Here is a 24,567-nt window from a genome sequence, read left to right as displayed (position 1 = left end):
TCACAGTGGTTGCCAGTAAAAAAATATTAATTTCGGGAAGCAAGACGAACAGAGGCATATTCTCCACGCGTGAGAATAATAACCATGTCAGTGAAAATACGTCTTATCTGAGCGGGTTGACCTTTAATGTTATTTCCTTCCTTGAGCGTAATCTGCCCACCGGCCTGTTCAAAAATGGCGAGCCGCTTTGTCGCATCAGCGCTATAAAGAATGCCGGTAAGTTTGAGTGGCAATGAGGTGGCCGGTGCTAGTTTAAGCGCCGGATCGTCTTCCGCAACCAGACCTTGCCGCCATGGGTTTTGAGCAGCTAATGCCATCTTCCCAGGTTGCGAAAAGAAACCGATATGCTGTAACTGCTGTAGTTGCTTATCGTCATCTTCAGTGACGGATATAAAATTACGCACCGGGATATTCTCTTCGCTGGGTGAGGCGTTATCGTAAGTCGCAGAGAAGAACATTATCGCGACCAGCAGTATTGTTGCGCATATCACATCCCATTCCGACCGTAATGGAGAGCCCTGGATGCGTAATACGCTTATATGGAATGCGATTGATTTAAAATAAAACATGTTTTTCATCGTGATTTTACACGGGACAGTAAACGCACCATCCGCTTAAAAATTAAAATAAGGGGGCTCCAGCCTGACCGCTTGCGCGGAATATCTTTATGCGAGCAGGTAAAAATATTTTCGTTAAGTTTTACGCCATAATAATGAAGAGTAATCAGCGTATTATCTGGGAATCCATTTCGCGCAAGTACCGCGCGAGTTTGAAAGATAAGCTGATGGTAGTTATTATCCTTAATACGGTCGTGTATTTCATGCCAGACAATGTTTATAATTTTTCTTTTACAGTTTATTCTTTTGAAAAGACAGACCAGTAGTCGCTTTTGAGATTCGCTCAATGGAATTTCCTCACCCGAGGTGCGCACAAATAAAATATTTTTGCCGACAATGCAGCTCAAGAGATGTACCGAAACAAATTTTATCCTCTTTGAGCAATTCAACGCACTCGGCTGTACTCAACATTGTTTTGTCCATTAAAAGAAAAGTGTAGGCGAGGGAATTATACGGGTGTGACAACCTGTGTAATATCTATTTAACTCAATCAGGATTAATTACCCTTAAAAGTTCTAACCTGCACCATTAACTCTCATCATCATGCCTTAGCAAGGTGGTAAAAAATGAATGCGGAATGAATTGCTGTAATAAATCGATATTGATGACGGCTTATCAAGATATCATGCGACATTAGAAGGGCGGCCTCCTACATCACTAGCAGAACCATAGTCTTAAAGGAATAATGAAATTTGTGGTCCTGCATGACAGGAGGCTATTTTGCAAAGAAAGGAATAGAAACATAAAGCGTCAGGAATGAGTAAGAACATTGGCAGTCAGTAGCGGAAATAATTATTGTTGGCAATGCAATCCGCTCTGAGATAGACGGTATTTTCTTAAAGATGATGGATGAAGAGAAGCTGAAATACCATCAGGTGAGAGAAAAAGTGCCTCTGATGGAACCAGATAAAAAATATCGTCCAGTAAAAAAGCGTAATCCTTGTTTACCAAATGGGGGTTACGACAGCTGCCAGTGGGGCCATTTTTCTGGCATCGGATGCAAACTTGTCGATCAAAGTGGATTTGATTATGTGAAGATTCGACATTCGCATTGTGAATGCGAAAGCGGTTAAACGGATTCAATATCATATCCGGGACAATGCTGCGCAGACTGTTGCTTTCCGAATCTGAAAAAGTATAGACCACCTTTTCAAGTTTGCGATAGGCGTTTAGCATTATGATACGGTGATAATAATTCGCTTCACCAAACCTGGCATTGTAAAATATAATATAATTTATGATTTCAATAGCTTCTGTTCGCATGCAAAGTTCGACATTCTTGTCGACGAATGTAATGACACCCTTGTCTCCTGAACAAAAAAAAGAGCCTTTTATAACACAACCCTTCATTACATGTATGATTTTTTTAATTTCATGCATTATCTGTTGATATCGTTGATCACAGACAGAAGAACCTTCGTCTATGTGGGTGCGTGGAGATGAATTTTCTAACTCCCCCTGCTTTTCAATCAATTCTGAAAGGAGAAAAAATACACTTTGTCTGGCGATAAAATTGGCCTGCCCGGTTTTACTGACAGGCCTGTAACGTTCCGGAACAATGACGATATCACCGTTATTAATATGGCAATGTTTTATCCCCAATAGAGTTGAACCTGTCCCTTGAGCACAAATGTATTTCAGTAAACTGCTAATAAGAGATTTATGCATGGGGGCCTCTTTTGATTCGCCGTGATGTTACAGACTTTTCAGTCGAATAGAGTCCATGTTAACCTTAAAGTAATTAAAGAGTTGTTTTATTGTCGTCAGAAATTTGTTTGTGACTTAAGGATTGCAATTTATCTCGTAGCAAACAGTAAATGTTGTCAACGATGTCTGAACTGCTTAGTTCACACGAAAGGCTGAAGAAATATAAACTTTCAGCCTTGAGGTTCATGTAGGCTTAGGTGTGCAATCTTTGATGGTGGCCCACTTCGAACGGTCTCAGTACTTCATACGTGCCAGAACGTTTTTACCCGTGAACTGATGCTTGATCACGGCAAGAATATGCAGAGCGACCAGAAGGAGCAATAACAGGCTGGTGACAACATGAATCTGAGTAAAAAGTGATGTCAGTGATGGGTCATCCAACGGTGCCGGCAATGTGACTATATCAAAAACGTTAATGTCACGTTTCATCATGAGTACACCCGTGATCAGTTCAACACTGATCACGGTGTAAAGGAGCAGATGCGCCGCATGAGCCACTTTTTGGTTTAAGCGATTAAGCGAAGGTTCGGGTGAAACCGGTAACATAAGGGCTGCGACCACGCGTATTACAAAAACAGGAATAAAGAGCGTTGTCATGGACACGTTAATAAAGCTAATAAGCTCTTCCCATGCATCGGGAAGGCTCATTAAATAGACTGTAAATCCAGTTAATAAAGACCAGATAATAATGATTGCGGACAACCAGTGAAGTGTAACCCTTAACGGGTGATATTTTAGAATATCCGATGTCATGTGTCTCATCCTGACATTAGTGTCATTGTCAATACAAATAAACACTGTATGTGAATTTGAAAAAAAGGAAGTATGGATTTTAAGGTGATGCTTTATTTTTTCGCTGTTTTTTTCATTATTGAACGTTAACGTATATTCATAAGCCTTATCAGTACCCTGAGCTATGATCTTGATTGTTTATATCTGAATGATTATTGATGAACTGCTGGGAGTGACTTTTGTATAAGGGATTTATGGCGCGGTTAGGGTAGATGAAAGAAAGAGAGACATTAATCATTCAATAGTAAAAATAAGTTGTGGTAGGTTTTTTATTAAATGCAAAAAAAAGCCCCTGGCAGGGGCATAAAAGAGGAATGCAATTAATCAATAGTCTTATTTGTAGGAAAAGCCATCAGGCCTCATGTGCATAATTCAGGAAAAATAGTACCTGACAAAGTTGACTTTCCTGCGCTTCATGAAAAAGTAGCTTACCAGTTTATTGCCATTTTTCTTAGTCCCCAGGCAATATTTTTGTTGTTGTGGTAATCTACAAAACCCACAAGAGTGAACGTTCCCCCTTCCCTTTTAAATGCGGCGCGCCATGGACCGCGGCCGCCATTTCCGAGCTGCGTTAAATCTACGTAAACAAAGTCTCCGATTTTTTTTCTGCTAACACGGCCTGCTGCAATATCATTCATAATCTCGTCCACCTTTAATCTTGCTGCCTCAGGAAATTCATCAAGTTCCATCTGACACTTGGCAACGGGCCCTAATTTAACAACGTATTGTTTCGTGAGTGGTCCTGACATGGAGTCAGCAATATGTGTTTTCCGAGAGAGTGGCTTTGTTTCTCGCTTCTCCATTTTATGGGTCTGGACTTTTACTGTGTTCTCGATTTCCAGCTCGCTGGAAAGTTTAGGAAGCGCTTCTTCAAAAGCACTGATTTCACTTTCATTAACTACGATGGCAGGACGCGTTATTTTTTCTCTAAAGATTACTATGTCGACAAAGTTATGTTTTTTTATCTCATTGTGTAAGTTAAATTTATTATTTTTAAGTATCTCTTTTAGTCCGGCCCTGTAGTCGTGATAGAATTCATCACCCAAGGATTCCTGATCAATCCAGTTGAACACGGATGCGATATTTTTTTCAACTTCAGCTCCTTCCTCAATTAAAGTTGGTAAACCGGCCTTTTCAAGATACTTATTTGTTACAAATTTAAGTGCTTCATCCATATACTCTTCAAACTTCGAACGTATCCCCTCCAACGCTTTCTTTTTTTCTTTAAGGCAAAAAATTATTTTTTTTGACTGCGTGTAAGGGTCGCTAAAAACAATAAACTCAATAGCAATTTCAGGTTTATTGTTATTTTTAAGCCACTGAGATAAGAGATGGTAGATTTTCACCGATTGCTCATGCTCAAAAGGCATGTCGGGAAACTCCTTAAGTATTTCAGTGCGGATTTGACTTACAAACTGCCAGATTTGTATGCGTTTACCTACACTGCTACAGGATTTCCTGATAGCTTTTACGCCATCCAAATCAACTTTTAACGCACCTTTTTTCAAGTCTGAAAAAATTTTCCTAAAGTCATCTAAGCTTTCAATTTCAAGTTCTTGACGTAATTCATTAACGATATACATTTTTTCCTGATTACTCAGTATGTTGGCGCACTCCTTTGCTTTAGTTTCAATGTCAGGATCTTGTTGGCCAATTGCGGTAATCATTAGAATAAAATCTTTATCCGGTTGTTCATCTCGTCTGTAAAAAAAGCTAAGAACAGGGCCTCCACCTTTTAAACCGACATGATGTGGCTGCCAGCGGCCATCTCTAAAAATAATTCTCGGATCCTGACTCACAGGGTATTGCGGACAACGCAAACGAATGCTGTCAGCCGACGGGTCATAATAGACTTCATAAAGATGCGCATTATTTTTGATGAAGTATTTATTATCCTTATAGTACAAGTCTCCTGCTAACCGTTGTTGTGGCTTAAGGGCTATGAGTTCCTCTGAATTGACGTCAGTTACAACAGCTAATGCCGGATTCAGAGTCCCGTCCGGCATGAATGCCGTTGGCTGTACAGCGGTCGTTCGTAAGACATATCCAGAAGGCCCTTCCCTTTTATCTGCGTGACTTAACTGAGTTGCACTTCCTTTCGTCTCTGACGGCAATCTGGTACCAACTCCAGTCCTTATCAATGACTCATCGATCACCCCCAAATCGCTGTCGAAACTCTGAACATTCTCTGCAGTGTCATGCAGTATTACTTTTGAAAGTCTGACCGCATTCTGCTGAGGCGTGCAGTGACGGTGAACGTTACTGGGGGCAACTGAGTTATTACATACGGGTTTGTTGACAGGCAAGCTTTGTGGAGTGTTACATGTGGTCACTTTAGCGTCTATACGGGAGGGGGGAGAAGCAGCAATATCTAAATAATTCTTAGGCATGTTCGTCATCTCACTATAGAAAGGAGATGAGGATTATCCGCATAGAAATGCTAAAAATAGTTTAACAAAACGCCCTATGTAGCACCAACAATAATGATGTATCTCGAGCCTGTACCCGAGATTATGTAATTGCCTGATAATGAGATGGTCACCTCCACCCAGTGAGCAGTAGGCTGACAGGGTGCAATTCTTCGGAGGGTTCCATCATGCAAAGCGCGACGCTTACTGGAATCGGACTTAAACATTCATTTCATGTTCATTGTCAGGATCGGCAAGGCACTGCACTGCTAGTTAAGAAATTTCGCGCTCTCAACTTGCCACCTTTCCTGCAACCAGCCCGACGTGTACCTTATCTCAGCTGGGCCACCAGATGAAGTTGATCGCGCCAAAATTTGTCCGGCTGTTTGTCAATAGTAACAAGAACGATTTTATTGATGTTGAAACTATCTGCGAGACAGCTTCCCGACTTTCTATCTATACGTTTTGTCACTCCCAGAACAGAAGACCAGCAGGCCATGTCAGCTCTGCACCGCGTCAGGAGTTCCCTCTAGAGCTCACTGAACTTAATTTGATAGTAATCCCTTTAAATGGCCAATTTTCGTATAATAAATTGATTGTGTTTTCATCCGCGTGGTATTGAAAAAACAACATTCATCTGTGAGAACGAAAATCCTGATGAAATGCAGCAAAAAAGATACTCATAGTCCGATATAAATAAAACCATGGTTAATCGTTTTATGAAAGCAATATTATTTCCACGCGTGACATTGTTAACTATCTTTAAATTAAGGGTTCATGTTAATGAAAATAGGCGCAAATCTTCACAACTTTAAGAATGAGGGTTTTTCTAATCGTTTTGACCTTGAAAAAAAAAGCTTTATTCGCGACATTGAGCCTCATGAAGTTAAAAACAAGGTTGAAAAAATTAAAGATGATATCAAAAACAACTGGCATTTGACGGAAACAGGAGAAAATGACATTTTCCTTTGGAACAAAAAAGCTGCAGCAGCGTGGCAAGTTGCCGATTTCATATCAGATACTGCAGTTGAAGTAGCAAATGGTGAATCAGATAATCAATTTACCGCATGCTTCATAAATGATGAAGTGATTGGAGTAATGGCTTGGTCGAAAGAACCAGGAACTCCAGGATTATATATTGACTATATTTTCAGTCATCCCGGAGTACGCGGGGCTGGTACTGCCATGATTGAACACCTGGTGAATATGTCTGAGTACCTAGGAGAAAAAGGAATAATAAATCTCGATGTCATGGATCCTGATGCAGCAAATGTATACGCTAAATTAGGATTCACTGTATCCGGCTCAATTCTCGACATGCAGCTTTGCCCTGAAAGAACTAAAGAACTCTGGAGGAAAACATCTGAAGGGGAATGGAAGTTCAAAGGTTAATCCATTTCAGTGTAAAGTAGGGTTGTCCCAACACATGTGCTGACTTTATATGCATAACAGTATGCTAACTGTTATTGTATTTCTGTACCACAGCATTGATGCACCAGCTGAGAGGGCCCCGTGAAAAACAAGGCAGTAGATGCCGCTTAATTAAAGATATAGGCAGTCTAACACTGCCTCTACTTATAAGATGAATGGAATACGGCATGTCTGTGTCACACGTTGCCCGACTGCACAGTATTTAAACCAGCCTGCGGTTTAAATGGAAAAAACAGTGTCTGGCAAGCAGTCTGCCAGCCGTCGCTGCGGGTGAGGAAGTGGTTCCGGCCCTGAGCTATCCGCAGCCATGAAGCAGATCAGGTAATACCAGCGCCATCTGGGCAAAAAGACGATGGAGAACGAGAACCTGAAAGAAGCGGTGGAGTACGGACAGTCGCGAAAATGGATAGCGCATGCGCCCTTATTGCCAAAGTGCGTCAGCTGGCCATACGAGCCGGACTCTTAATCCATCGGAAAATGCGTGCGGCGAGAATCCAGTAGCCGCGAGGTCGTCGCGCCTGCGTTAGCGAGCCGATGCAGATTGGCAGCTGCGATCACCATTGGTTTGAGGGACGTGGACCGGCCTGCACGTGATAGGTCTATGATGACGACGCGACCTGTAGACCAATGTAGCTCTACTTCGTAAAAATCCGAGTCGACGCTCACCTATTATTACGCCACACGCTGCTACTTGGTGCCGCACGGTTAACCGCTGGCATTCTGCAGCGACAAGGCCTGCATGTTTCGCATTAACAGCAAAAATGCGGTCTGGGATGATGGTGAGACGCCGTTCGGGCGCGCGATGAATAAGCTAAATATCCCAGGCATTTGCGGCAACACCCGTTCAGGCAAGGGGGCCGTGTTGAGCATGCACATCTGATGCTTCATGACCGGCTGGTCAGAGAGCTGAGACGGCATAAAATCATCACGCCGGAAGCAGCCAACGCATTTTTCTCAGATTTCATGGCAGACTAACCCGGCGTTTTGCGAAAGAATCGCGATATTATTTGTACTAACATATTAATCCCTATGGGCACGTTGAACTGGATATAAGTAGTCGCCTGCAATAGGTAACATATAATTGGAAGAACATCATGCCAATCACTCCCGTTACACAACAACCGACATCCTCCCTCTCTAAAAAAGGGAGCCAATCACTTAGAAACGAATTTATTGGTGTAGTTCATTACATACAGGATGCATTCCCCGGGAAAGTGTCACCTTGTTATCTCCGTGGTGCTATGCAAGGTGAAGGAGTTATATCTTCCTATAATAGCAGTAAAAATGATAACTATCTTTATTCGTTAAATGCACAAACTTGTGTTATCGCCACCTTATACAATCATGATAATCGAACTGGCGCGGTTATTCATTTTGATCATAATATATCCCGCCTTATTGACGATGCTATTAATGCTGCGATATCTAAGTTAAAACCTAATGGTAATGGAACAATAAGTTCAACTCTTTCAGGTGGGGTCTGGTTTATGGGTGGGGAAAATATAGGAGAACCTGTAAGGAATTCGTTGACTAAAAATGGCATTGATCCCTCATGGGATCAGTGGTCATTCTCTCCCTGCATAGAGCATAATTACGGCGTGGTAATGAATCTGGAAAATGGGAAGGTTGATGTTTTTGAACACTCACTGGAACTGGTTGAAAAATTTCAGACGCCACTATTGATGCACGCAACAAAATATAAAGATGATGAAAACCCCGAATATAAAAGAGCCAGAGATTTTATGCGCCGTTTTAAACAAGCAGCAATCGCCGAAAAAGGAAATGAACTAAGATTTGTTGATGCAGTCATAAATAAAACAATAACGCATAATGATATTAATAAATTTCGCTTCCCTATCCATTATATTATATGACGATGATAGTTTAAAATGGTATGTACAGAATCGAACGGTTTCGTACATGTTTTATCATGTCGCACTCCCATTTTGTACGTAAAGTTTCACAATGTGACGAATTTTGCCTATAACCAAGTCTCTACACAGGAGCAAAGCGTCGCAAATCAGAAGCGGCAAGTCGAATTCAGGTCTCAGAGACTTTTGAGGAGCAACTCAGCTGTAAAGTGGCCGCCAGTGAATTCCGTTGTTTTGCCAGGCTGCTTGACCGTATGTAAAATAGTAACGTATTAGTCGTCCCAACACTGGGGTGTCTCGGTCAAAATGCCATTGACGTCAGAAAAGTAGTGGAACGACTGGCTACTCTCTCCACTGCGCCCCTTGTATAAGGAGGTTACATGCATCAATAAAATATGTACGCATTATATAGCTTAAAAAACCGACAAATACCGCTGCGTATGATGGTGACTAATGGCCATATTGTGTAAGGATTGCAGATGCCGTCAGCGTTACGGATGTCATTGCCACGGTCGGTGATGCCGTTGCGGAGATTGCGGGGAGCGTGTTTATGATGTGAATTCCATTACAGTTCCGGCTACGTCGCGACCATCACACGTTATTCTGCCCGGGGATTTACCCCCGGGTGATTCTATCATTTGGAAAAACTATTTATTTTCGAAATAAAATGCGTGGGATGGGAAATAATCGCTATCAAATACAGTTTTACTATACATAAAATCTTCTAATGTAAGTTCTCTAATGTCGACCTCACCAGCATCCTCATCAACTACATTTTCTTTAGCTGGTGCCAGATCTCTTATTTCAAAGTCTTCACCATTTTCTCCTAGCCAGTGATTTTTAATAAATTTTTCCTCATTCATTGAAGCGCAGGAATCTTTGCCACCAATGTAAGGGTCAATGATAAGTCTTTCATTGTTAATATTTACTGTAAGGTATACATGATAATCACCTTGCCATCTCGCTTCTTCCTCACCTTTAGGATGAAGAATAATCTCTTTTCCTGAATTTCGCTCTTTTACCTTAATTACACGTACCACTAGTTTATCTTTAATGCTTCCCCACAGCTCGCCATCCTCCTTTATTGTTCTGAGAACTTCCTGCGTTTTAGCATCACAGACATCAAATTTTGAAGTCCTATTTTCGAACAGTACTTTTTTGCCCATTAACCTCTTAATAATTTCAGTATTTGACATTCCGCCGCCGCCTTTAAGGCCCGAAATATCCTTGACCCACTGCTTGCCATTCCATCTGATTTTCTCTGCAGAAACGTTCGGATGGTTAGGGTTAACTACACGCACCCCCCCCCCATTTTCGATTTTAACTTCATAAACTAAAGATGATTCGCCAATATATCCACTCTCAAGGATATACCACTTTCCATCTTGTTCGAAAAATTCGCCCTCTGGCTGCCCACGAGGTCTCCCCTTTTTGGCGTTGCTCACGTCAATATTCATTGCCCATCCGCGTTTCAGCCATCCTGCATCAAACGCAGATGTGTGCCTCTCGATAGCTTTTTTTGAGTCAGCAACGTCAGCAACGCTGCGCATCACGGTGCGGCCGCTCTGTTTGAGTAACCCCTGTGCTCCTCCTGATACCCCTTTCAGAACATCGGGTACCCGTTTTGCCACGAAACTCGCTGCCCTTCCTACACCTACCGCACGAGCGGTCAATTTAACGCCTGTCGTAATGTCACTTAGGTCATAAGCGCCTATAAGGCCGGTTAATAATGCCGAGTTACGGTCGCCTCTGCGCCATAAGTCGGCGGCATTCACTATATCGTCAGCCAGCGTTATTCCCGTAAGCACGGTACAACCTACCGCTGCAACCGGGCCAGAAATAATGCATGTTGGTAAGGCCATTAACCCCACGCCAAACACGGACGCATCACGGATGACCTCCCACATGCTGATTGTCCGCTCATCAGCGTCACCGATATGTTTTTCCAGCATCTCGATATACAGGTCGAAATCAGACACGACTTTATAGCCCGCACTGGCACCATTACTGGCTGCGGCCTTAAATGCGGTTTCAATATTTTGAACGTCAATAAGCGCCACACGTGATTGAATTACGCTACGGGCTTTAGAGGAGCGCTGTATCAAAGTATTAAATTCATTGGTCGTGAACAGATGTCTGCCATATATCGCTTCTGGAGTGAAAACATATTGTTTTACATTGAATTTATTTCGCCCTACAGGCGATAGGCGATCGCGGAGCGTAAACATCACCATTCCGGGCACGTGGACATCACCGACGGTTAGGGGAGCGATAAAGTCATATCCTGAACTGGATCTCCCTGGATATGCTTCCAGCAGCTGGTTGAGGCGCAAGGCAACGTTGCGTGGGAGCGCCTTACTCAGAGCCGATGTTGCATTCTGCGTCGCCATTTTCAGTGCCCACTGCATCTTTGCAACCTCAGCCGCATTCCAGGCATCCCGCAGCTCACGGTTTTGCGGTTTTCTGAGATCTTTTTTCTCTCTGAGTAGCTGCTGATAGGCTGTGCCAGGATAGCCAGATCTCAACGCCTCGTCCAAGCCTCTTTTAACGTCATCCTGATTCAGCTTTTTATACATTTTCAGCGCTTCGTTAAGGCGTAATTGTTCCTCTCTTACCAAGGTGGCAATGTACCGTCCATCCGCCGAAGTAGATATTTCTGTTGCCGTATTTTGATTGCTAACAATGCGCTGCAGTCTGGCCGCGAAAGCGGATTTCTCACGTATTGTCAGGGCGCTAACATAGGCGTCTTCTGCCACTACTTTTGGCAGGATCTCCATGCCATCCGCGAAACCATCCCCCCCCTGTTCCTTACGACGTCGATAGGCAGCAAACTCGGTTATCGTACCGATCTCTCCGCCATACGGCGGTTTAATTATTACCTCATCCGGATCAAAGTCTTCAGCCAGAGGTACTACACCTTTCTCCTGCAAAAACTTTCCATATTCATCCCGGTTTTTAATCCACTGCTGCGTAAACTCAAGAAGCGATGGCATTTCAGCGCCGCCTATGGCGCGATGCCAGTTATATTGCAGACGCATGGTTCGGCCAGCTGCTTCTCGGATTGTCTTATCCTGCTGCAGAATGGCAGTATTCCTGACCAGCAAACCTGCAGCAAATGATGCCATTGCTCCTTCAAAGGTTCCGTCAGAATTAGGTGTGAAATGCAGCATAGCATTGCGATCTGACCAAATATTTGCATTCTCCTTCAGCTCGTTGAAAAACTCGGCCAAGGGCAAGGCATCGGCAGAATGCTCGGCCAGTACGGCCAACTCAAGACGTCCCACCGCCACCATATCCCGCATACCTCTTTCACTGACAAATTGCAGCATTTTGCTTTCACCGCTGGCATCTGCGTCGTAAAGCACGCAGCGTCCACTTTTGTCACGCAATACCAACCAGCCAGAGAGCGGGGTCTGGAATGTCTTGCCGTTCTGGTCACACGCGCTAAATGTAAACTGACCTGCTTCGACGTCGGTCACTCCTGAGCGAAACTTATTCACGATCTCCAGTCCACGAATGTGGTCGTTGCTGCGCAGTTCACCTTTAAGCTCCGCTTCCAGCGTACTCAGCTCAAAGCGAGCATTAGTCAGTAGGCGAAACGCGTGCTGAACGCGAGCATTTTTCGCTATTATCGTAACCTCTGGTGGGGGAGTAATACCGGTGAACTGAGTTCGAAAAGCGCTCAGCCTTTTCTTTTTGAGATATCGCCGCTGAGATTGAATATCCACGACCAGATCGTCTGCCATCAGAATTTTGTCCAGCATCCCTGTCTGCCAGGCCTCATTCAGCGAAAGATCAATAGCGCTAGCTGCAGAGAGGCTGCCAGCGCAATCTGTTATATGAGCTCGAAGGCGAATGAGCTCCGGTTCGGCGGGCAGATGCAGCGCGCGCAGCTTTCGTACTATCTGCATCTGGGCAGGTTGCTCAGACAGTGCCTGATTCGATGCTGTCTTCATCATGTCGGTATTGGTGGCGACAAAATCTAACAGCTTTTTGTATGCCTGCTGCCGATCCAAAGGGGCGTTGCGTAGCCAGGCAAAATTTTCCCCACGCGGCAGCTTGGCCCGCCACTCGTTGAAGTAGTTACTCTCACTATCCGTGATGTCATCTCCGAGTGGGGCGATAATACGATTCAGTATGTCCAGCTGGGCTGTATAACGTGAACTCTGAGCAGTTTGCAGCATCCTCCTGTCAGATACACTCCGTCGGTTGCGTTGCTGACGCGGCGGCTCAGAGGTCATTTCCGGCAGGACCTGAGAAATCAGCTGGTCTAACGCGGTTAGCAGCCCATGCTCTTCAAGGAGTGCTCTGGCAGCCTCAATGAATGTCGTGCTGTCACCGTTGCAACGATGTAGCTCTCGCAAATCATCGCCTAGGGAACGTACATTGAGATGACCATTCGCATCGACCACTACAGTGGAAAGTTCCGTTTCAAGCCCATACTGCAGTGCAGTAATATCAGAGGTTCGTAATGCGTACTGTGTTAGGGGAGCAGCGATCGGCATATCGGGGCCGTTAACTGGTTGCTGGATGCTATCCATGCCTGAATAAAGATTTTGGATACCTTTCCATGCGACATAACTGCCCCCCACCCCAATTCCAACCAACGCAGCTAAGGGACCCCTAGGCCGTATACCCGTTGAGACTGTGGCTGCAGCCGCTGTTGTAGTTGCTACAAACGGCAGTAGGGGAACCTTGCTTTGGGTTCCCGAGGTAGCTGCTAACGTCGAGGGCTGAGGCTCACTTGGGTGCACATATAAATCATCTCGTTTACTCGCCTTTTCCATGAACTGTGTAGTATGTGAAGTTTCTCCGACAGTGACATAATCTTCCCCCCGGGAATGTGATGGCATAACTTGCTGATTTTTATCAACCGGGCAAAAGCCCATTTCAGGGGCTACACCATTGCGGTTCGTGCGGAGAGCTTTATTGAAATCGTCGCGGCCGATATAACGAATCTTACCCGGTCTGGTTGGCAATACCATGTTATTCGCCACTACAAGCAGGCTCACCATGGATTGTGCTATTAATTGCTGTGATGCATTGCCAAAGTGCAGCCCCGGTTTTTCAGCCAGATTTCGGATCCGCTTTGATTGCTCTTTATGAGTGTAGGTATTGATTGTGCCCGAGCTATGCGCATTTTTATTATATTTCGGCGTGTTAACGCTCAATCTCTGATTGAACATCTCTGTTTTTTCATTAAGGAGGCGATATTGTGATAAACTGGTGTTACTTATTGGCATTTTTCAATTCCCAAAGGACTGAGATGATTAATCAATTTTCATCATCTATTATTTCAATTCGGATAATTTTAATTGTATTGCCGCTTGGTTTTAAAAATTATATCAGTGGTGCTTTATTTTAACTTTTAAAAAATGAACTATGATTATGATGTAAAAGAAAAGATGAGGCTTTAGCAGTATTGTACAATTGTGCGAATTTCGATGGCCCTTATAATAGAACGTAACCTTCTTCGGAAAATGATTAAAGTGCAGGCAGACCATCGTCTGACAACTTACTCATAATCACATATTCGGCCATTTGAGCTCTGATTAACATCCGCATTTTCTGGACTCATTAGAAGCATTACTTATGACTGGGGGAATATTTGGCAGGTTCAGAGAGAGTCCGTATGGCCAGTAAGTACATAAAACTGAGGACTTCTTAACAAAAACAGTGCACTGCTCCATGAATAAGCAACCCCCACCGCAGAGAACTGCTCCAATGTTTTGCTGTACACAATTATATTAAGGTAATCATTAAGATAGTGAGTTAACCTGATTGTCAGGGAGAGATGCATATGGCTAATCAGGTACTGGATTCTCTCTCATGGCTCGATGACGAAATTGATGCTTCTGTTTTTAACGATCGCCACCATGCCACTCGCTTCAGGTCTCTCATGCAAAAACTCTGGCTCGGGATGGGCAACAGTCTTCCCTTTGCCTGCCAGGATCGGGCGGCGACAAAAACGGCTTATCGTCTTCTTTCCAGTGACGGAATTGATGAGCAGACTCTGTTTCAGGGCATGCTGAAGCGACCTCCCAGCGGATACTTACGCTGGAAAAAGACACTGTTCTGCTTCCAGGATACCACGGCTTCAGGGTTATCGCCGGGATAATCCTGAAGCCGTGGGGTTTGCGAGCAGCCATACAGCCAGGCTAATCAAAACATGTGAGGATTCAGGTATCAACTAACTGTGGGATCCTGATGCATTCCAGTCTGGCAGTGACAACACAGGAACTCCCACTTGGCCTGACAGCGGTTAAATTCTGGACCCGGAAAAAGTTCAGAGGAACAAATGCGCTAAAAAGGAAAATTAATCCCCCCGCGTCCCCATTGAGGAAAAAGAAAGTTACCGGTGGCTGGATAATTTACGACAATCAACGGATTTACTGCAATGTCCGGAGCGATGCGTACATATTGGCGACTGTGATAGTGATATTTACGAACCGTATTGTCTGGCATCAGAGTTAAATACACACTTCCTGGTCAGAACGTGTGTCAATCGTCTGCCTGAAAATACCACCTTTGGACGAGGAAATGAAAAATGTGCCTTCTGAATGGCAGGGACATCACCGGATACTTTTTCGACAGGGCAAAGAAAGTCTGCGCGAGATAATACTGAATGTCCGATGGAAAACACTCACGTTATATTCCCTGATCGGTAAGGAAAAAAATATCCTTATCTACAGCTGACGGTAATTATCGCGACAGAAGAACGACTGGAGAATAAAAATACCAGAGTTGAATGGAAATTGTTGATTGGCCTGCCAGTGATAAACCTGTCGGAAGCAACGGAAAAAACCTGGAGACGGGTACGGGGATGACTCCGCATAATACCGCGAAGCCAGGCTCAGACTGAAGCCGTAGAGGGTTATCACCGGCTGTGATCAGCAACTGCGAAGCCGATGATGTCCGAATGGTTCACTCTGGTGCCTCCTGAAGTGATGAAAGGAGAAGCCCCGTGATCGGCCTGCCATCCGCTACGCGGATATGGCTGGTCGTCGACATTAACGACCTGCGCAACGGCTCCACGGCCTGTCAGCTAAAGTGCAGACCGCCCTCTTCTGTAGCGGCAGTCAGGTCAAACTGCTCTGGCCCACTGGCGACGGAGTGTGCCTGCTGACAACGCGACTGGAGCGCAACGGAAAAGTGTTCCAGGTCCCGGTGCAGCTGGCCATGCTGCTGGAAGGCTGGCTGCGGGAAAAGTTAAAAACGCTGTCACGGCACTCAGAAACGGCAAAAGCGTTCAGCTATGGCCTGAATCATTGGGCGGCGCCGGATAACAACATCGCGGAAATGCGCTATGGTGAGTCCTGGGCGAACTAGCCTTGCACAGCAAGGCGAAGTGATTTTTGTTTTGAAGGGGGGAATTGCTGGAGTGTATTTTGCTTAGGGTAGCCGTTCATCCAGCCGAGAAGTCGGCCACAATGGCAGTTCTTCCAGCATGTGACGCAGCCACAACCTCTGTGCCAAACTGTTCAGCCGCGCCTTTTCAACCAGGTTCATCAGGCCCGCCATCCGCTCACCTGCCCGCAGCGACCCCGCGAACAGCCAAGCTTTCCTTCCCATCGCCATCGGCTGTATCGCCAACGTCCTTAAGGTAGATGTGCAGCGACAGCTACTCCTTCAGCACGCATTCGTTATAGCCTTATGCAGCGCGCCGCCTGGCGCTTAACACCTCTCCTTCTCCGTCAAGAAGACACGGAACACTGTCCACGCCGTGGATTTTCAACACGCATCACGCTCTGTTAAACAAATGAATCCGCACGCGTGCAGCCGATGTGATGGTGAAATCACGCAATCGTGTTTGAACAGCCCAGGGTGAGCCGATTTGCCAGGAGATGCAGAACACCCAGCGCATTAATTTTCATGCGAATATTAATTGTTATTAGTAAAACAGTAAGTTAACATTTTCTCGCCACTGGAAGAACCAGAGGCAGGGATTTGCACCCCTTAACGATAACTTGTCAGCTGTAAAGCTGACAGGCACAGACTCGCCTGTTCAATGGCGGGTCGGGCCGGGGAGCCGAAAAGGCTCGCCAGTTGTTATAGTCTGGTAGTGCAAACCCTGTTCGATCCGCCACCCAATCAGGTAAGGAGTCATCTATGAATGATTGCGATCCCCTGCGTGCGTCTGAACAGGTGTTTGTGACCGGAAGTGATAATTATGAATCACGTATTGAACGTCAATACGTGATACCGCCGTCAGCCCCCACACAGGACTGGCACCGCGCGGACATTATCGCTGCGATCAGAAAAACTGGTACCACGCTTTCCGCACTGTCCCGTCAAAACGGGCTATCCTCCATCACGCTCGCCAATGCACTGGCCCGAAAATGGCCGCGCGCAGAGCACATCATTGCTTTGCATCTGGGCATTCCCCCCTGGGAAATCTGGCCGTCGCGTTATCCTGGCAAACTGTGTCAACGGTGTTCGCCGGGAACTGAACCTGTTGTGCAGACTGACCAGTACCGGCCGTTAGCGGGTTAGTGCGGCCAGCTCCGTTCATGAAAGTGTGAATAAGACCCTTACAGCCGGTGACCGGACGGCGTGCTTAACATTGCACCGGTCATACTTCCGGTCTAAAAGGCCCGGGTTCGTCACTTAGCGGACCCGGGCCTTTCGCCTACAGGCTGATCCACCGGTTGATCCTGAAGTATTAGTCAGCTGCGCAGACATTTGATATGCCCCAGCATAAGGCCTGAGCGACCAGCTTCCCTGCGTGACGAAGGACCGGTTCAGGTCCCCATTCGTTGTCAACGAATCACACTGTTCACGGATGCAGCCTGAGCGTTCGGGGGAACGCATATTGTGAAACACCCCAACGATAAGCAGGCCTCTGGCCTCACCGGATGCTCACCCTTCTTAAAATTACCTGAGCGTTAAGTAAGTTTCACCCCACTCAGTAATCCTAACCCTGACTTGTTATCCGGCAGGTAACCACATGCCAGGAATGCCAGCACAGACTAAAACCGTTCTGTCAGTGCGAGTTCGCCAGAGGCTTACGCAAAAACTGGCTGTTATTCTGCACAGACCTCGGCGGCGACCATGGTGCCCTGCTGTATAGCCTTATCGGGACGCGCAAACTGAATAACGTGGATCCGGAAAGTTACCTGCGGCAGGTGCTGAAGGTAATCGCCGACTGGCCGGTCAATTGGCTCGGTGCTGTCACTGTGCAACTTGTCGAATTTGCATACGTTTCGTGCGCTTTTGCCCGCCCGCGGTGCTGCGTCAGATCTTCTAATTTTAGCGTCCGGTAAAAACTCAATTCAGACGCGATGTAAATCCCCCTGTCCGCCAGCGCCGGGACGATATAGCTCGGTGCTGCCGGGCACCGCCTCTAACGGCTTCATCGATAAGACTTACCACGTACAGCCGCTCTGGAAGGGAGGTCTTATCTGTCCTTAAGAGTTTGTCGGCTTGTGCAAGGCGGCGATTATCGGACTGATTCGCGGCAATGTAGTTATGCTTCCACTCTTTTACCTGCTTAACTACATTCCTTTTCCGGGACAGTACTCAGCCAGCTCTTGCTCAGACAGGGCGGCCTTTTCCAGCAGGATGCTGCAGCTTTGCTTATGGGAACGGATGCGGACCAGGTTGTGTTTCTGTGCGATAAGGCCCTCCATTTCGATCTGTTTACGCCACTGCTGCTCGGTGGGGATACCGGCTCCGATGTCATCGGCAACCTGACGATGTGACCAATTATATGGCGGTATCCGCAACCTAATGGCGCGCTCCCGCAGTTAAGGAGCAATCCGCGTATCAGTCATCACAAACCTCACCCCCTCTGATTAAAAATTGAGGCGATAACTACTCTGACATAGAGGGAGAATCAGAGTTTACGTTAAGCCAGAATGGCCGTTCACGATGAGCCAGAATACGCTGTATGAGAGACTCAGCAAAAATGAAGCACCTCAGAGGAGGCGTAATAGAAAAGAAATCAAAACGTGCACATTCCCTATTCGTTTTATTCATTGCTGATGGGCGTTTTTACGGGTAGCAGAGCGAAGGAGTATTATGTAACTCTGTAACTACGCGCGAGGTAACCGTTGTCTTACAAATAAGATTTCCGCGTCATATTGACGAACCTCATTTTTTACAAAATGTTTTTCCACCCACTCAGGACTTATACCTTCTGTAACGGTCCTGAGTGCGCCCCCGTGAAAAGCCAGACAGTAGAAGTCTCTTAACTTGAGAAACAGGCTTGAATATATGGCTAACACTAACGCTAATTTTGAAATGTCCGGAATATTGTTAGGTTAGGAAGCCCGTCGGCGTAAAATGCTCCAGGAAAAGATCGCCATTATTCAGCAGTCGATGAATACGAAAATGTCGGTATCCCATGTCGCCCGTCTGCATGGCATTCAGCCCAGCCTGCTCTTTAAGTTGAAAAAACAGTATCAGGAAGGCAGCCTCGCCGCAGTGGCTGCCGGAGAAGAGGTCGTTCCGGCTTCAGAACTCTCCGCCGCGCTGAAACAAATCAGGGAGCTTCAGCGTCTTCTGGGTAAGAAGACGATGGAGAATGAGATCCTGAAAGAAGCGGTGGAGTGCGGCCAGTCGCGAAAATGGATAGCGTATGCGCCCTTGTTGCCAAAGAACAAGGAATAGCACAGGTCAGACGGGCTTCAGGCGTGTCGCGTGCGCAGTTATCCCTTCGGGTCAATCGTCCCGTCGACTGGCAGGACAGGCGCGGTATCAGACGGAATGAGGAAGCCGATGCAGAGCTGCTGCCGCGTATCCTTGCGATAATCAGCGATATGCCAGGCTGTGGCTATCGACGGGTATGGGCGATACTGCGGAAACAGTCGCACAATGAAGGGCTTCCCCCCGTGAATGCCAAACGGGTTTATCGTGTGATGAGCGAGAACAGCCTGTTGCTGCTGCATGGCAAACCGCAACGTTCGCAGCGTGAGCATAAGGGTAAAGTCGCCGTAGCAGAAAGCGATCTGCGGTGGTGTTCAGATGGCTTAGAGTTCGGCTGTGATGACGGCGAAGAGCTGCGGTTGACGTTCGCGCTGGACTGCTGCGACAGAGGAGCCATAGAGTGGGCTGCCAGTACAGGGGGTTACGACAGCAGCACGGTACAGGATGTGATGCCGGGAGCAGTGGAAAAGCGGTTCGGTAATCACTGACCGGAAAAATCAATCCAGTGGCTGACGGACAACGGTTCGGCTTATGTATCGCATGGCACCCGCGGGTTCGCGAGGGAACAGAGTCTGGAGCCGTGCACAATCGCAGTGAGCAGTCCGCAGAGCAATGGCATGGCTGAACGGTTCGTGAACACGATGAAAAGTGACTACATCACCTTCATGGCAAAACCGAATGTGAGAACGGGGTTGATAAACCTTGCAGCGGCGTTCGGGCATGACAATGAAAACCATCCGCACAGTGCACAGGGATACCTCTCGCCGGGGGAATACCGGAGCCGAAGGATAACGCTAACTTAGAGACAGAAGCTGTCTGGATATAGCGTGACAAGATCACCTTCTGCAACGGTCTCTCAAGATTAAAATTTGCCGACAACCTCGTATTACCTTTTTAAACCGGCTGCATTAGATAAGTATCGGCTGCAGCCTGTTGAAAATAGAGCCTGAATGAACTCACTGAACGTTCAGCTACGAAGAGTGGCAAGCTTGTTGTGTCACAGCCAGATTCAACCTCACTGAAGTTTCAACAATCATTAGCTGCTACACAACAGAGATGCCATAAAAATCTGTTTACTTCAAGGCTGCGCTGTCCACTGCTGTTGAATAGTTTTGGTATTTACATGCAGTCACCACCGAGCGGGAGTTACCACATCGGTCAATACGTATCAATCCCGTCAAAACCCAATAGCAAGTTTCATAATGCGTCACTTAATTTATATAACACTCTTACATCGCAGCCCATCACAAGACCTTTGAAGGCAAACGGCCACACAAAATTTTCAATGTTAAAATGGGGGAGAGTGCATGGATGTCATTGCATCAAAAAAAACTAAAAACATGGGGAATTTCAGCCTGAAATTTCTCATTAAAATCATTAAATAACAATGAATTAGCGTTGAAATGGTATTGGGTTTTTTTAATGAATTCGGAATTTTTATTTTTCGGTTAGGTGTACACCGCATCGGACAAAAAGCTAAATGTCTGAAAGATAATTGTCCTCTTTGCCGCTTTTAAAGAGGGCAGAAGAGGGCAGAAGAGGGCAGAAGAGGGCAGTGAACAAAAAAATTGCGTGGCGTACAACATTAAATGAATTAGCGGAAATTATTGCACGATTCAAAACATTAAGTACAATCGCAACATTGATTGCCAGCGGAGCGTAGTGATGAAGAGTAATTACGGTGGGCTAGATGAAACGGCGCGCAGGGCCAATGCCATGCTTCGTAGCATGAGCGATGATATTACTGACAGACGTAATGAGTACGGTCTGGACCAATACTATCAGACGTTCACCCGCAACTCGGTGGCAAACCTGCCTAAACTAAGCCGTCGCGCCGTTGAGCAGGCGGTAGAGGAAATGGAATCAAACGGGCATGTGTTTGGCAAAAAAGACGCAGGGAATGCTAAGCATTACGCTCTGACGATTCAGGACGTGGTGGATATTTATGCACACCGCAACGTACCAAAATACCGCGATATTCATGCAGGTGAAGGTCCCTTTGTGGTTTTTGTGGTTAATCTTAAAGGCGGAGTATCTAAGACGGTCACTACCGTGACTCTGGCCCATGGTTTGCGCGTTCACCCAGATTTACTTCAGTATGATCTGCGTACTCTTGTCATAGATCTCGACCCGCAGGCATCAAGTACGATGTTCCTGAACCATACTAACAGCATCGGCTCCATTGTTGAAACTGCGGCTCAGGCCATGCTGAACGATCTGGGTGCCGAACAGATTAAAGAAGACATCATTAAGCCCACAATCATACCGGGTGTCGACATTATCCCAGCCTCCATAGATGATGGTTTTATAGCCAGTCAGTGGAATGACCTTGTTAATCAGCACCTTCCCGACTTGCTTCCCTCAGAAGTGCTACGCCGCAATATCATCGACCGCGTAGGTCAGGATTATGACTTCATCTTTATTGACACCGGTCCACATCTGGATGCGTTTATGCTCAATGCTATAGCCGCGAGCGACCTTCTATTGACGCCAACGCCACCTGCTCAGGTTGATTTTCACTCCACGCTTAAATATCTGACACGTCTACCTGAAATGGTTGAGCAATTGGAAGAAGAGGGGATCACCCCCCGCATTAAGGGTAACATTGGTTTTATGTCAAAAATGACATCAAAGCGGGACCATGAGATGACGCATGGTTTGGCGCGTGATGTTTTTACTTCATATATTCTCGATGCGTCGTTACCGCGACTTGACGGCTTTGAGCGGTGTGGAGAAAGCTTTGATACCATCATCAGTGCCGATCCGCACTCCTATCCGGGCAGCACAGAAGCCCTCAAAAATGCGAAGCGTGAAGCAGAGCGTTTTACGCAGGCAGTGTTTAAGCGTATTGAGTTCGTAAGAGGTATGAAGTGAAAAAAGAAATGGTAAAGCTTGGACGACAGCTGGGTAACTCAAGCTTCTCAAAAACGTTGAGCGAAACGGAAGGCGAGCGTTCATTTACGCTAAAATCAGGCGCGGAAGCGCGTTTCACCCTTATGAAGATTCTGCATGACAATATTGAAAAACAGACTTACGTGGATCCTTCCGTAAACGGACGAGACCAGTCATTTCTGACGGAAGAATCTGTTAGCGATTTATCCCGAACCATCAAGTTACAACAGTTCTTTCCAGCGATTGGCCGCGAAGTAGCAGGGCGGATAGAGATTCTTGACGGTTCGCGACGCCGCGCAGCTTGTATCTTTAACGATACGTCCTTTGAAGTTCTTGTTACAAGAGACGAGCTAACGCTTTCAGATGCACGCCAGCTGGCAATTGACATTCAGACAGCCAGAGAGCATACGCTTCGAGAGTTGGGTAAGCGCCTGAAGCTTATGTACCCAGACAGTATGAACCAGTCCGAAATTGCTGCAGCAGAAGGTCTGTCTACAGCAAAAGTGACACGTGCGTTTCAGGCAGCCTCTGTGCCGGATGAAATGATTGCAGTCTTTCCTTCAGTGAGTGAGCTTTCCATCACTGACTATCAGACGTTACTGGATATTGCTGATAAGGCTCGAGCAAAGCATATCAATATTGAGAAGCTCGCTGCGGCGGTACGTGAGCGCATCGGAAGTGGCAGAGCTTCCTTATCGGATGATACAACCGTTAAAGCAAAGATTATCGCCTATTTCCGGGCCGAAAATGCCGATGCAAAGACTGCGCGCGGTGATAAAAAGGTCATGATAGAAAAAATTGCTGAATTTACGGATAAGAAGCAGTTTGCTCGCAAGAAGATTGATTCGGAAAAACGTCTGATCACCTATGAGTTCTCCCGTCTGCCTGCTGCTTACCAGGCGGAGTTAGACGCAGCAGTCCGGGCAGTCATTGAGCGCATGCAAGCTGAAACTAAAAAAGGCTGAATTCCATTTGTCTTCTAAGGGGTGCCACTTTACCGGCTTCGGCAAAAGCGCCTCTTTCTTCACAAAAATCGCTAAAGCGTCACAAACCCCCTTCCAAAACATCCCCTAACTCTTTGTAATTTATTAATTATTTTAAATAATTTCACACTGAAATTCCCACGTCTTTATTTTGAATAAAAGAAGCCGATTCTACTAACATACCGTTGTATCTAATTCTGGGGGCAGGTCAACCTTCAATTACTCACGGAAAGTCTGAGTACACTTTTCTGAATGAATTTTTCCTTGATGTGCCGGGCATAATTATTCAAGTTAATGGTTTTGTAATTGCGGACTCCTCAGCTTTTATCCTTATTATCTAATTTGCGGACAACTCATTATTATTGAGTTCGTTTTAGCCAGATCGAGGCCGGTGATTTTCATTTCAGACATAGTATCCCTCTTACTTTTCATCTAATTATAGTGTATTCATGATGGCGGAAAATGATTCTGCCGTGAAGGAGGGAGAAAACAATCTCATCGCTTACGACGAAATTGCCACGCATTCCCCCCATCCGGTGCGAACTCATAGTGCACTTTACACTACTGATGTTCTCTTTTATGGCACGGAAATCGCTGTGCGAAATTCGTTATAGGGACGGAGCAAGGGAGGTGGCGGCTTTTATGGCCTAAGAATCCAGGTTGCTGATAATGTTAAGGAACCACTAGCGCCTTTATGAAGGCTCCCCTGAGTCACCGCGAAGCCTTCCACATTCTGGTAATCTGTATCAGCACCTGCCGATGATAAGGTAGTGGGGTGTTTCAGTTATACCTTTCCATATTCCATTGCATTCAACCATGCATTCTCATAGCTACTCGAACATCGTCTCGCCAAATCAGTGATAAGGCCAAACACGTTAAGACTGAGACCTCAACCATTTTGCGGAAAGCCATTTCTACAAATTGCACCGTATTTTTGCTGATTAAGCAAGTTGTACAAAAAACAAACACTCCGCGTGAAGCGGCTCACCGAGAGGGATTCATGGATCTATCCACAGCTTTGAACATACCCTTTTCAACTGGAATGTGGATAAATAAAGTAATTGAAGAGTATGATGAAGGTATTTTTAATATGCTTAAAATGTTCACAAAATATATATTTTCGCTAACTTTCAAGATGGCTATCGTGTTTCTTAAGTCATTCAACATTCTTTTTCCGGGTTCAGCGGTACCTTTATTTCTCCAGTCGGGTTGATTGCAG

General features: G+C 45.8%; 14 protein-coding genes and 4 pseudogenes. 12 read left to right on the top strand and 6 right to left on the bottom strand.

Going from position 1 to position 24,567, the window contains the following annotated elements; translation table 11 throughout:
- Positions 1-26: 26 nt before the first annotated feature.
- From Q3H59_RS20530 to Q3H59_RS20515, 4 genes are all read right to left on the bottom strand, one after another.
- Positions 27-578 carry a type II secretion system protein N gene (locus tag Q3H59_RS20530; RefSeq protein WP_309836831.1) on the bottom strand — a complete coding sequence of 184 codons (552 nt, stop codon included), beginning with the start codon at positions 576-578 and terminating at the stop codon, positions 27-29.
- A gap of 831 nt (positions 579-1,409) precedes the next feature.
- Positions 1,410-2,285: a hypothetical protein gene (locus tag Q3H59_RS20525; RefSeq protein WP_309836828.1), complete on the bottom strand. Its 876-nt coding sequence runs from the start codon at positions 2,283-2,285 to the stop codon at positions 1,410-1,412.
- 273 nt (positions 2,286-2,558) lie between these two features.
- Positions 2,559-3,077: a cytochrome b/b6 domain-containing protein gene (locus tag Q3H59_RS20520; protein WP_309836826.1), complete on the bottom strand. Its 519-nt coding sequence runs from the start codon at positions 3,075-3,077 to the stop codon at positions 2,559-2,561.
- Positions 3,078-3,544: 467 nt separating this feature from the next.
- A complete protein-coding gene (locus Q3H59_RS20515) occupies positions 3,545-5,506 on the bottom strand; it encodes a hypothetical protein (RefSeq protein WP_309836824.1) in 1,962 nt (653 codons plus the stop codon).
- Positions 5,507-5,712: 206 nt separating this feature from the next.
- On the opposite strand from Q3H59_RS20515, the pseudogene Q3H59_RS20510 reads away from it, so the two are divergent.
- The 4 genes and pseudogenes from Q3H59_RS20510 to Q3H59_RS20490 all read left to right on the top strand — a co-directional run.
- Positions 5,713-6,054 (top strand): annotated as a pseudogene (locus Q3H59_RS20510) (IS110 family transposase); the annotation flags it as partial.
- A gap of 253 nt (positions 6,055-6,307) precedes the next feature.
- On the top strand, positions 6,308-6,916 hold the full coding sequence (locus Q3H59_RS20505; protein WP_309836822.1) for a GNAT family N-acetyltransferase: 609 nt from the start codon (positions 6,308-6,310) through the stop codon (positions 6,914-6,916).
- 197 nt (positions 6,917-7,113) lie between these two features.
- Positions 7,114-7,381 (top strand): annotated as a pseudogene (locus Q3H59_RS20500) (IS3 family transposase); the annotation flags it as partial.
- A gap of 668 nt (positions 7,382-8,049) precedes the next feature.
- Positions 8,050-8,829, top strand: a complete 780-nt coding sequence (locus Q3H59_RS20490; protein WP_309836820.1) for a hypothetical protein — start codon at positions 8,050-8,052, stop codon at positions 8,827-8,829.
- 644 nt (positions 8,830-9,473) lie between these two features.
- Here the strand turns inward: Q3H59_RS20490 and Q3H59_RS20485 are convergent.
- Complete coding sequence (locus Q3H59_RS20485; RefSeq protein ID WP_309836818.1) at positions 9,474-14,069, bottom strand: dermonecrotic toxin domain-containing protein; 4,596 nt, start codon at positions 14,067-14,069, stop codon at positions 9,474-9,476.
- Positions 14,070-14,626: 557 nt separating this feature from the next.
- Here Q3H59_RS20485 and Q3H59_RS20480 point away from each other — a divergent pair.
- Both Q3H59_RS20480 and Q3H59_RS20475 read left to right on the top strand, forming a co-directional pair.
- Positions 14,627-14,944, top strand: coding sequence for a transposase DNA-binding-containing protein (locus Q3H59_RS20480; RefSeq protein WP_309836816.1), 318 nt, complete (start codon positions 14,627-14,629; stop codon positions 14,942-14,944).
- A 995-nt stretch (positions 14,945-15,939) separates the two neighbouring features.
- A complete protein-coding gene (locus Q3H59_RS20475) occupies positions 15,940-16,155 on the top strand; it encodes a hypothetical protein (protein WP_309837043.1) in 216 nt (71 codons plus the stop codon).
- Between the two features lie 63 nt (positions 16,156-16,218).
- Here Q3H59_RS20475 and Q3H59_RS20470 read toward each other — a convergent pair whose 3' ends face one another.
- Positions 16,219-16,347, bottom strand: a complete 129-nt coding sequence (locus Q3H59_RS20470) for a hypothetical protein (protein ID WP_309836813.1) — start codon at positions 16,345-16,347, stop codon at positions 16,219-16,221.
- Positions 16,348-17,025: 678 nt separating this feature from the next.
- Here Q3H59_RS20470 and Q3H59_RS20465 point away from each other — a divergent pair.
- The 6 genes and pseudogenes from Q3H59_RS20465 (at position 17,026) to Q3H59_RS20440 (ending at position 23,999) form a co-directional block, all read left to right on the top strand.
- Positions 17,026-17,319: a helix-turn-helix transcriptional regulator gene (locus Q3H59_RS20465; RefSeq protein WP_309837033.1), complete on the top strand. Its 294-nt coding sequence runs from the start codon at positions 17,026-17,028 to the stop codon at positions 17,317-17,319.
- 515 nt (positions 17,320-17,834) lie between these two features.
- Positions 17,835-17,984, top strand: a pseudogene (locus Q3H59_RS24765) (transposase domain-containing protein); the annotation flags it as partial.
- A 1,126-nt stretch (positions 17,985-19,110) separates the two neighbouring features.
- Positions 19,111-20,276: pseudogene (locus tag Q3H59_RS20455) on the top strand (IS3 family transposase).
- 862 nt (positions 20,277-21,138) lie between these two features.
- On the top strand, positions 21,139-22,347 hold the full coding sequence (locus tag Q3H59_RS20450; RefSeq protein WP_309836811.1) for an AAA family ATPase: 1,209 nt from the start codon (positions 21,139-21,141) through the stop codon (positions 22,345-22,347).
- Positions 22,344-23,330 (top strand): ParB/RepB/Spo0J family partition protein, encoded by a 987-nt coding sequence (locus Q3H59_RS20445; RefSeq protein ID WP_309836809.1) that lies wholly within the window; start codon positions 22,344-22,346, stop codon positions 23,328-23,330. Before Q3H59_RS20450 ends, Q3H59_RS20445 begins: the two co-directional genes overlap by 4 nt.
- A gap of 510 nt (positions 23,331-23,840) precedes the next feature.
- The gene (locus tag Q3H59_RS20440) at positions 23,841-23,999 is read left to right on the top strand and encodes a Hok/Gef family protein (RefSeq protein WP_309837031.1); all 159 of its coding nucleotides are present in this window, start codon (positions 23,841-23,843) and stop codon (positions 23,997-23,999) included.
- The last annotated feature ends 568 nt before the right edge of the window (positions 24,000-24,567 follow it).

The sequence above is a fragment of the Pantoea sp. SORGH_AS_0659 genome, assembly GCF_031453915.1.
Classification (GTDB): domain Bacteria; phylum Pseudomonadota; class Gammaproteobacteria; order Enterobacterales; family Enterobacteriaceae; genus Pantoea; species Pantoea leporis.
Note: the sequence above shows the minus strand (reverse complement) of the source record. Positions and strands in the feature narration are given on the sequence as shown.

Excerpts from the sequence above, each read along its gene's own strand:
- Q3H59_RS20505 (WP_309836822.1), top strand. The coding sequence starts at position 6,308 with ATGAAAATAGGCGCAAATCTTCACAACTTTAAGAATGAGGGTTTTTCT.
- Q3H59_RS20485 (WP_309836818.1), bottom strand. The coding sequence starts at position 14,069 with ATGCCAATAAGTAACACCAGTTTATCACAATATCGCCTCCTTAATGAA.
- Q3H59_RS20470 (WP_309836813.1), bottom strand. The coding sequence starts at position 16,347 with ATGGCGGGCCTGATGAACCTGGTTGAAAAGGCGCGGCTGAACAGTTTG.
- Q3H59_RS20480 (WP_309836816.1), top strand. The coding sequence starts at position 14,627 with ATGGCTAATCAGGTACTGGATTCTCTCTCATGGCTCGATGACGAAATT.
- Q3H59_RS20520 (WP_309836826.1), bottom strand. The coding sequence starts at position 3,077 with ATGACATCGGATATTCTAAAATATCACCCGTTAAGGGTTACACTTCAC.
- Q3H59_RS20515 (WP_309836824.1), bottom strand. The coding sequence starts at position 5,506 with ATGCCTAAGAATTATTTAGATATTGCTGCTTCTCCCCCCTCCCGTATA.
- Q3H59_RS20450 (WP_309836811.1), top strand. The coding sequence starts at position 21,139 with ATGAAGAGTAATTACGGTGGGCTAGATGAAACGGCGCGCAGGGCCAAT.
- Q3H59_RS20530 (WP_309836831.1), bottom strand. The coding sequence starts at position 578 with ATGAAAAACATGTTTTATTTTAAATCAATCGCATTCCATATAAGCGTA.
- Q3H59_RS20490 (WP_309836820.1), top strand. The coding sequence starts at position 8,050 with ATGCCAATCACTCCCGTTACACAACAACCGACATCCTCCCTCTCTAAA.
- Q3H59_RS20525 (WP_309836828.1), bottom strand. The coding sequence starts at position 2,285 with ATGCATAAATCTCTTATTAGCAGTTTACTGAAATACATTTGTGCTCAA.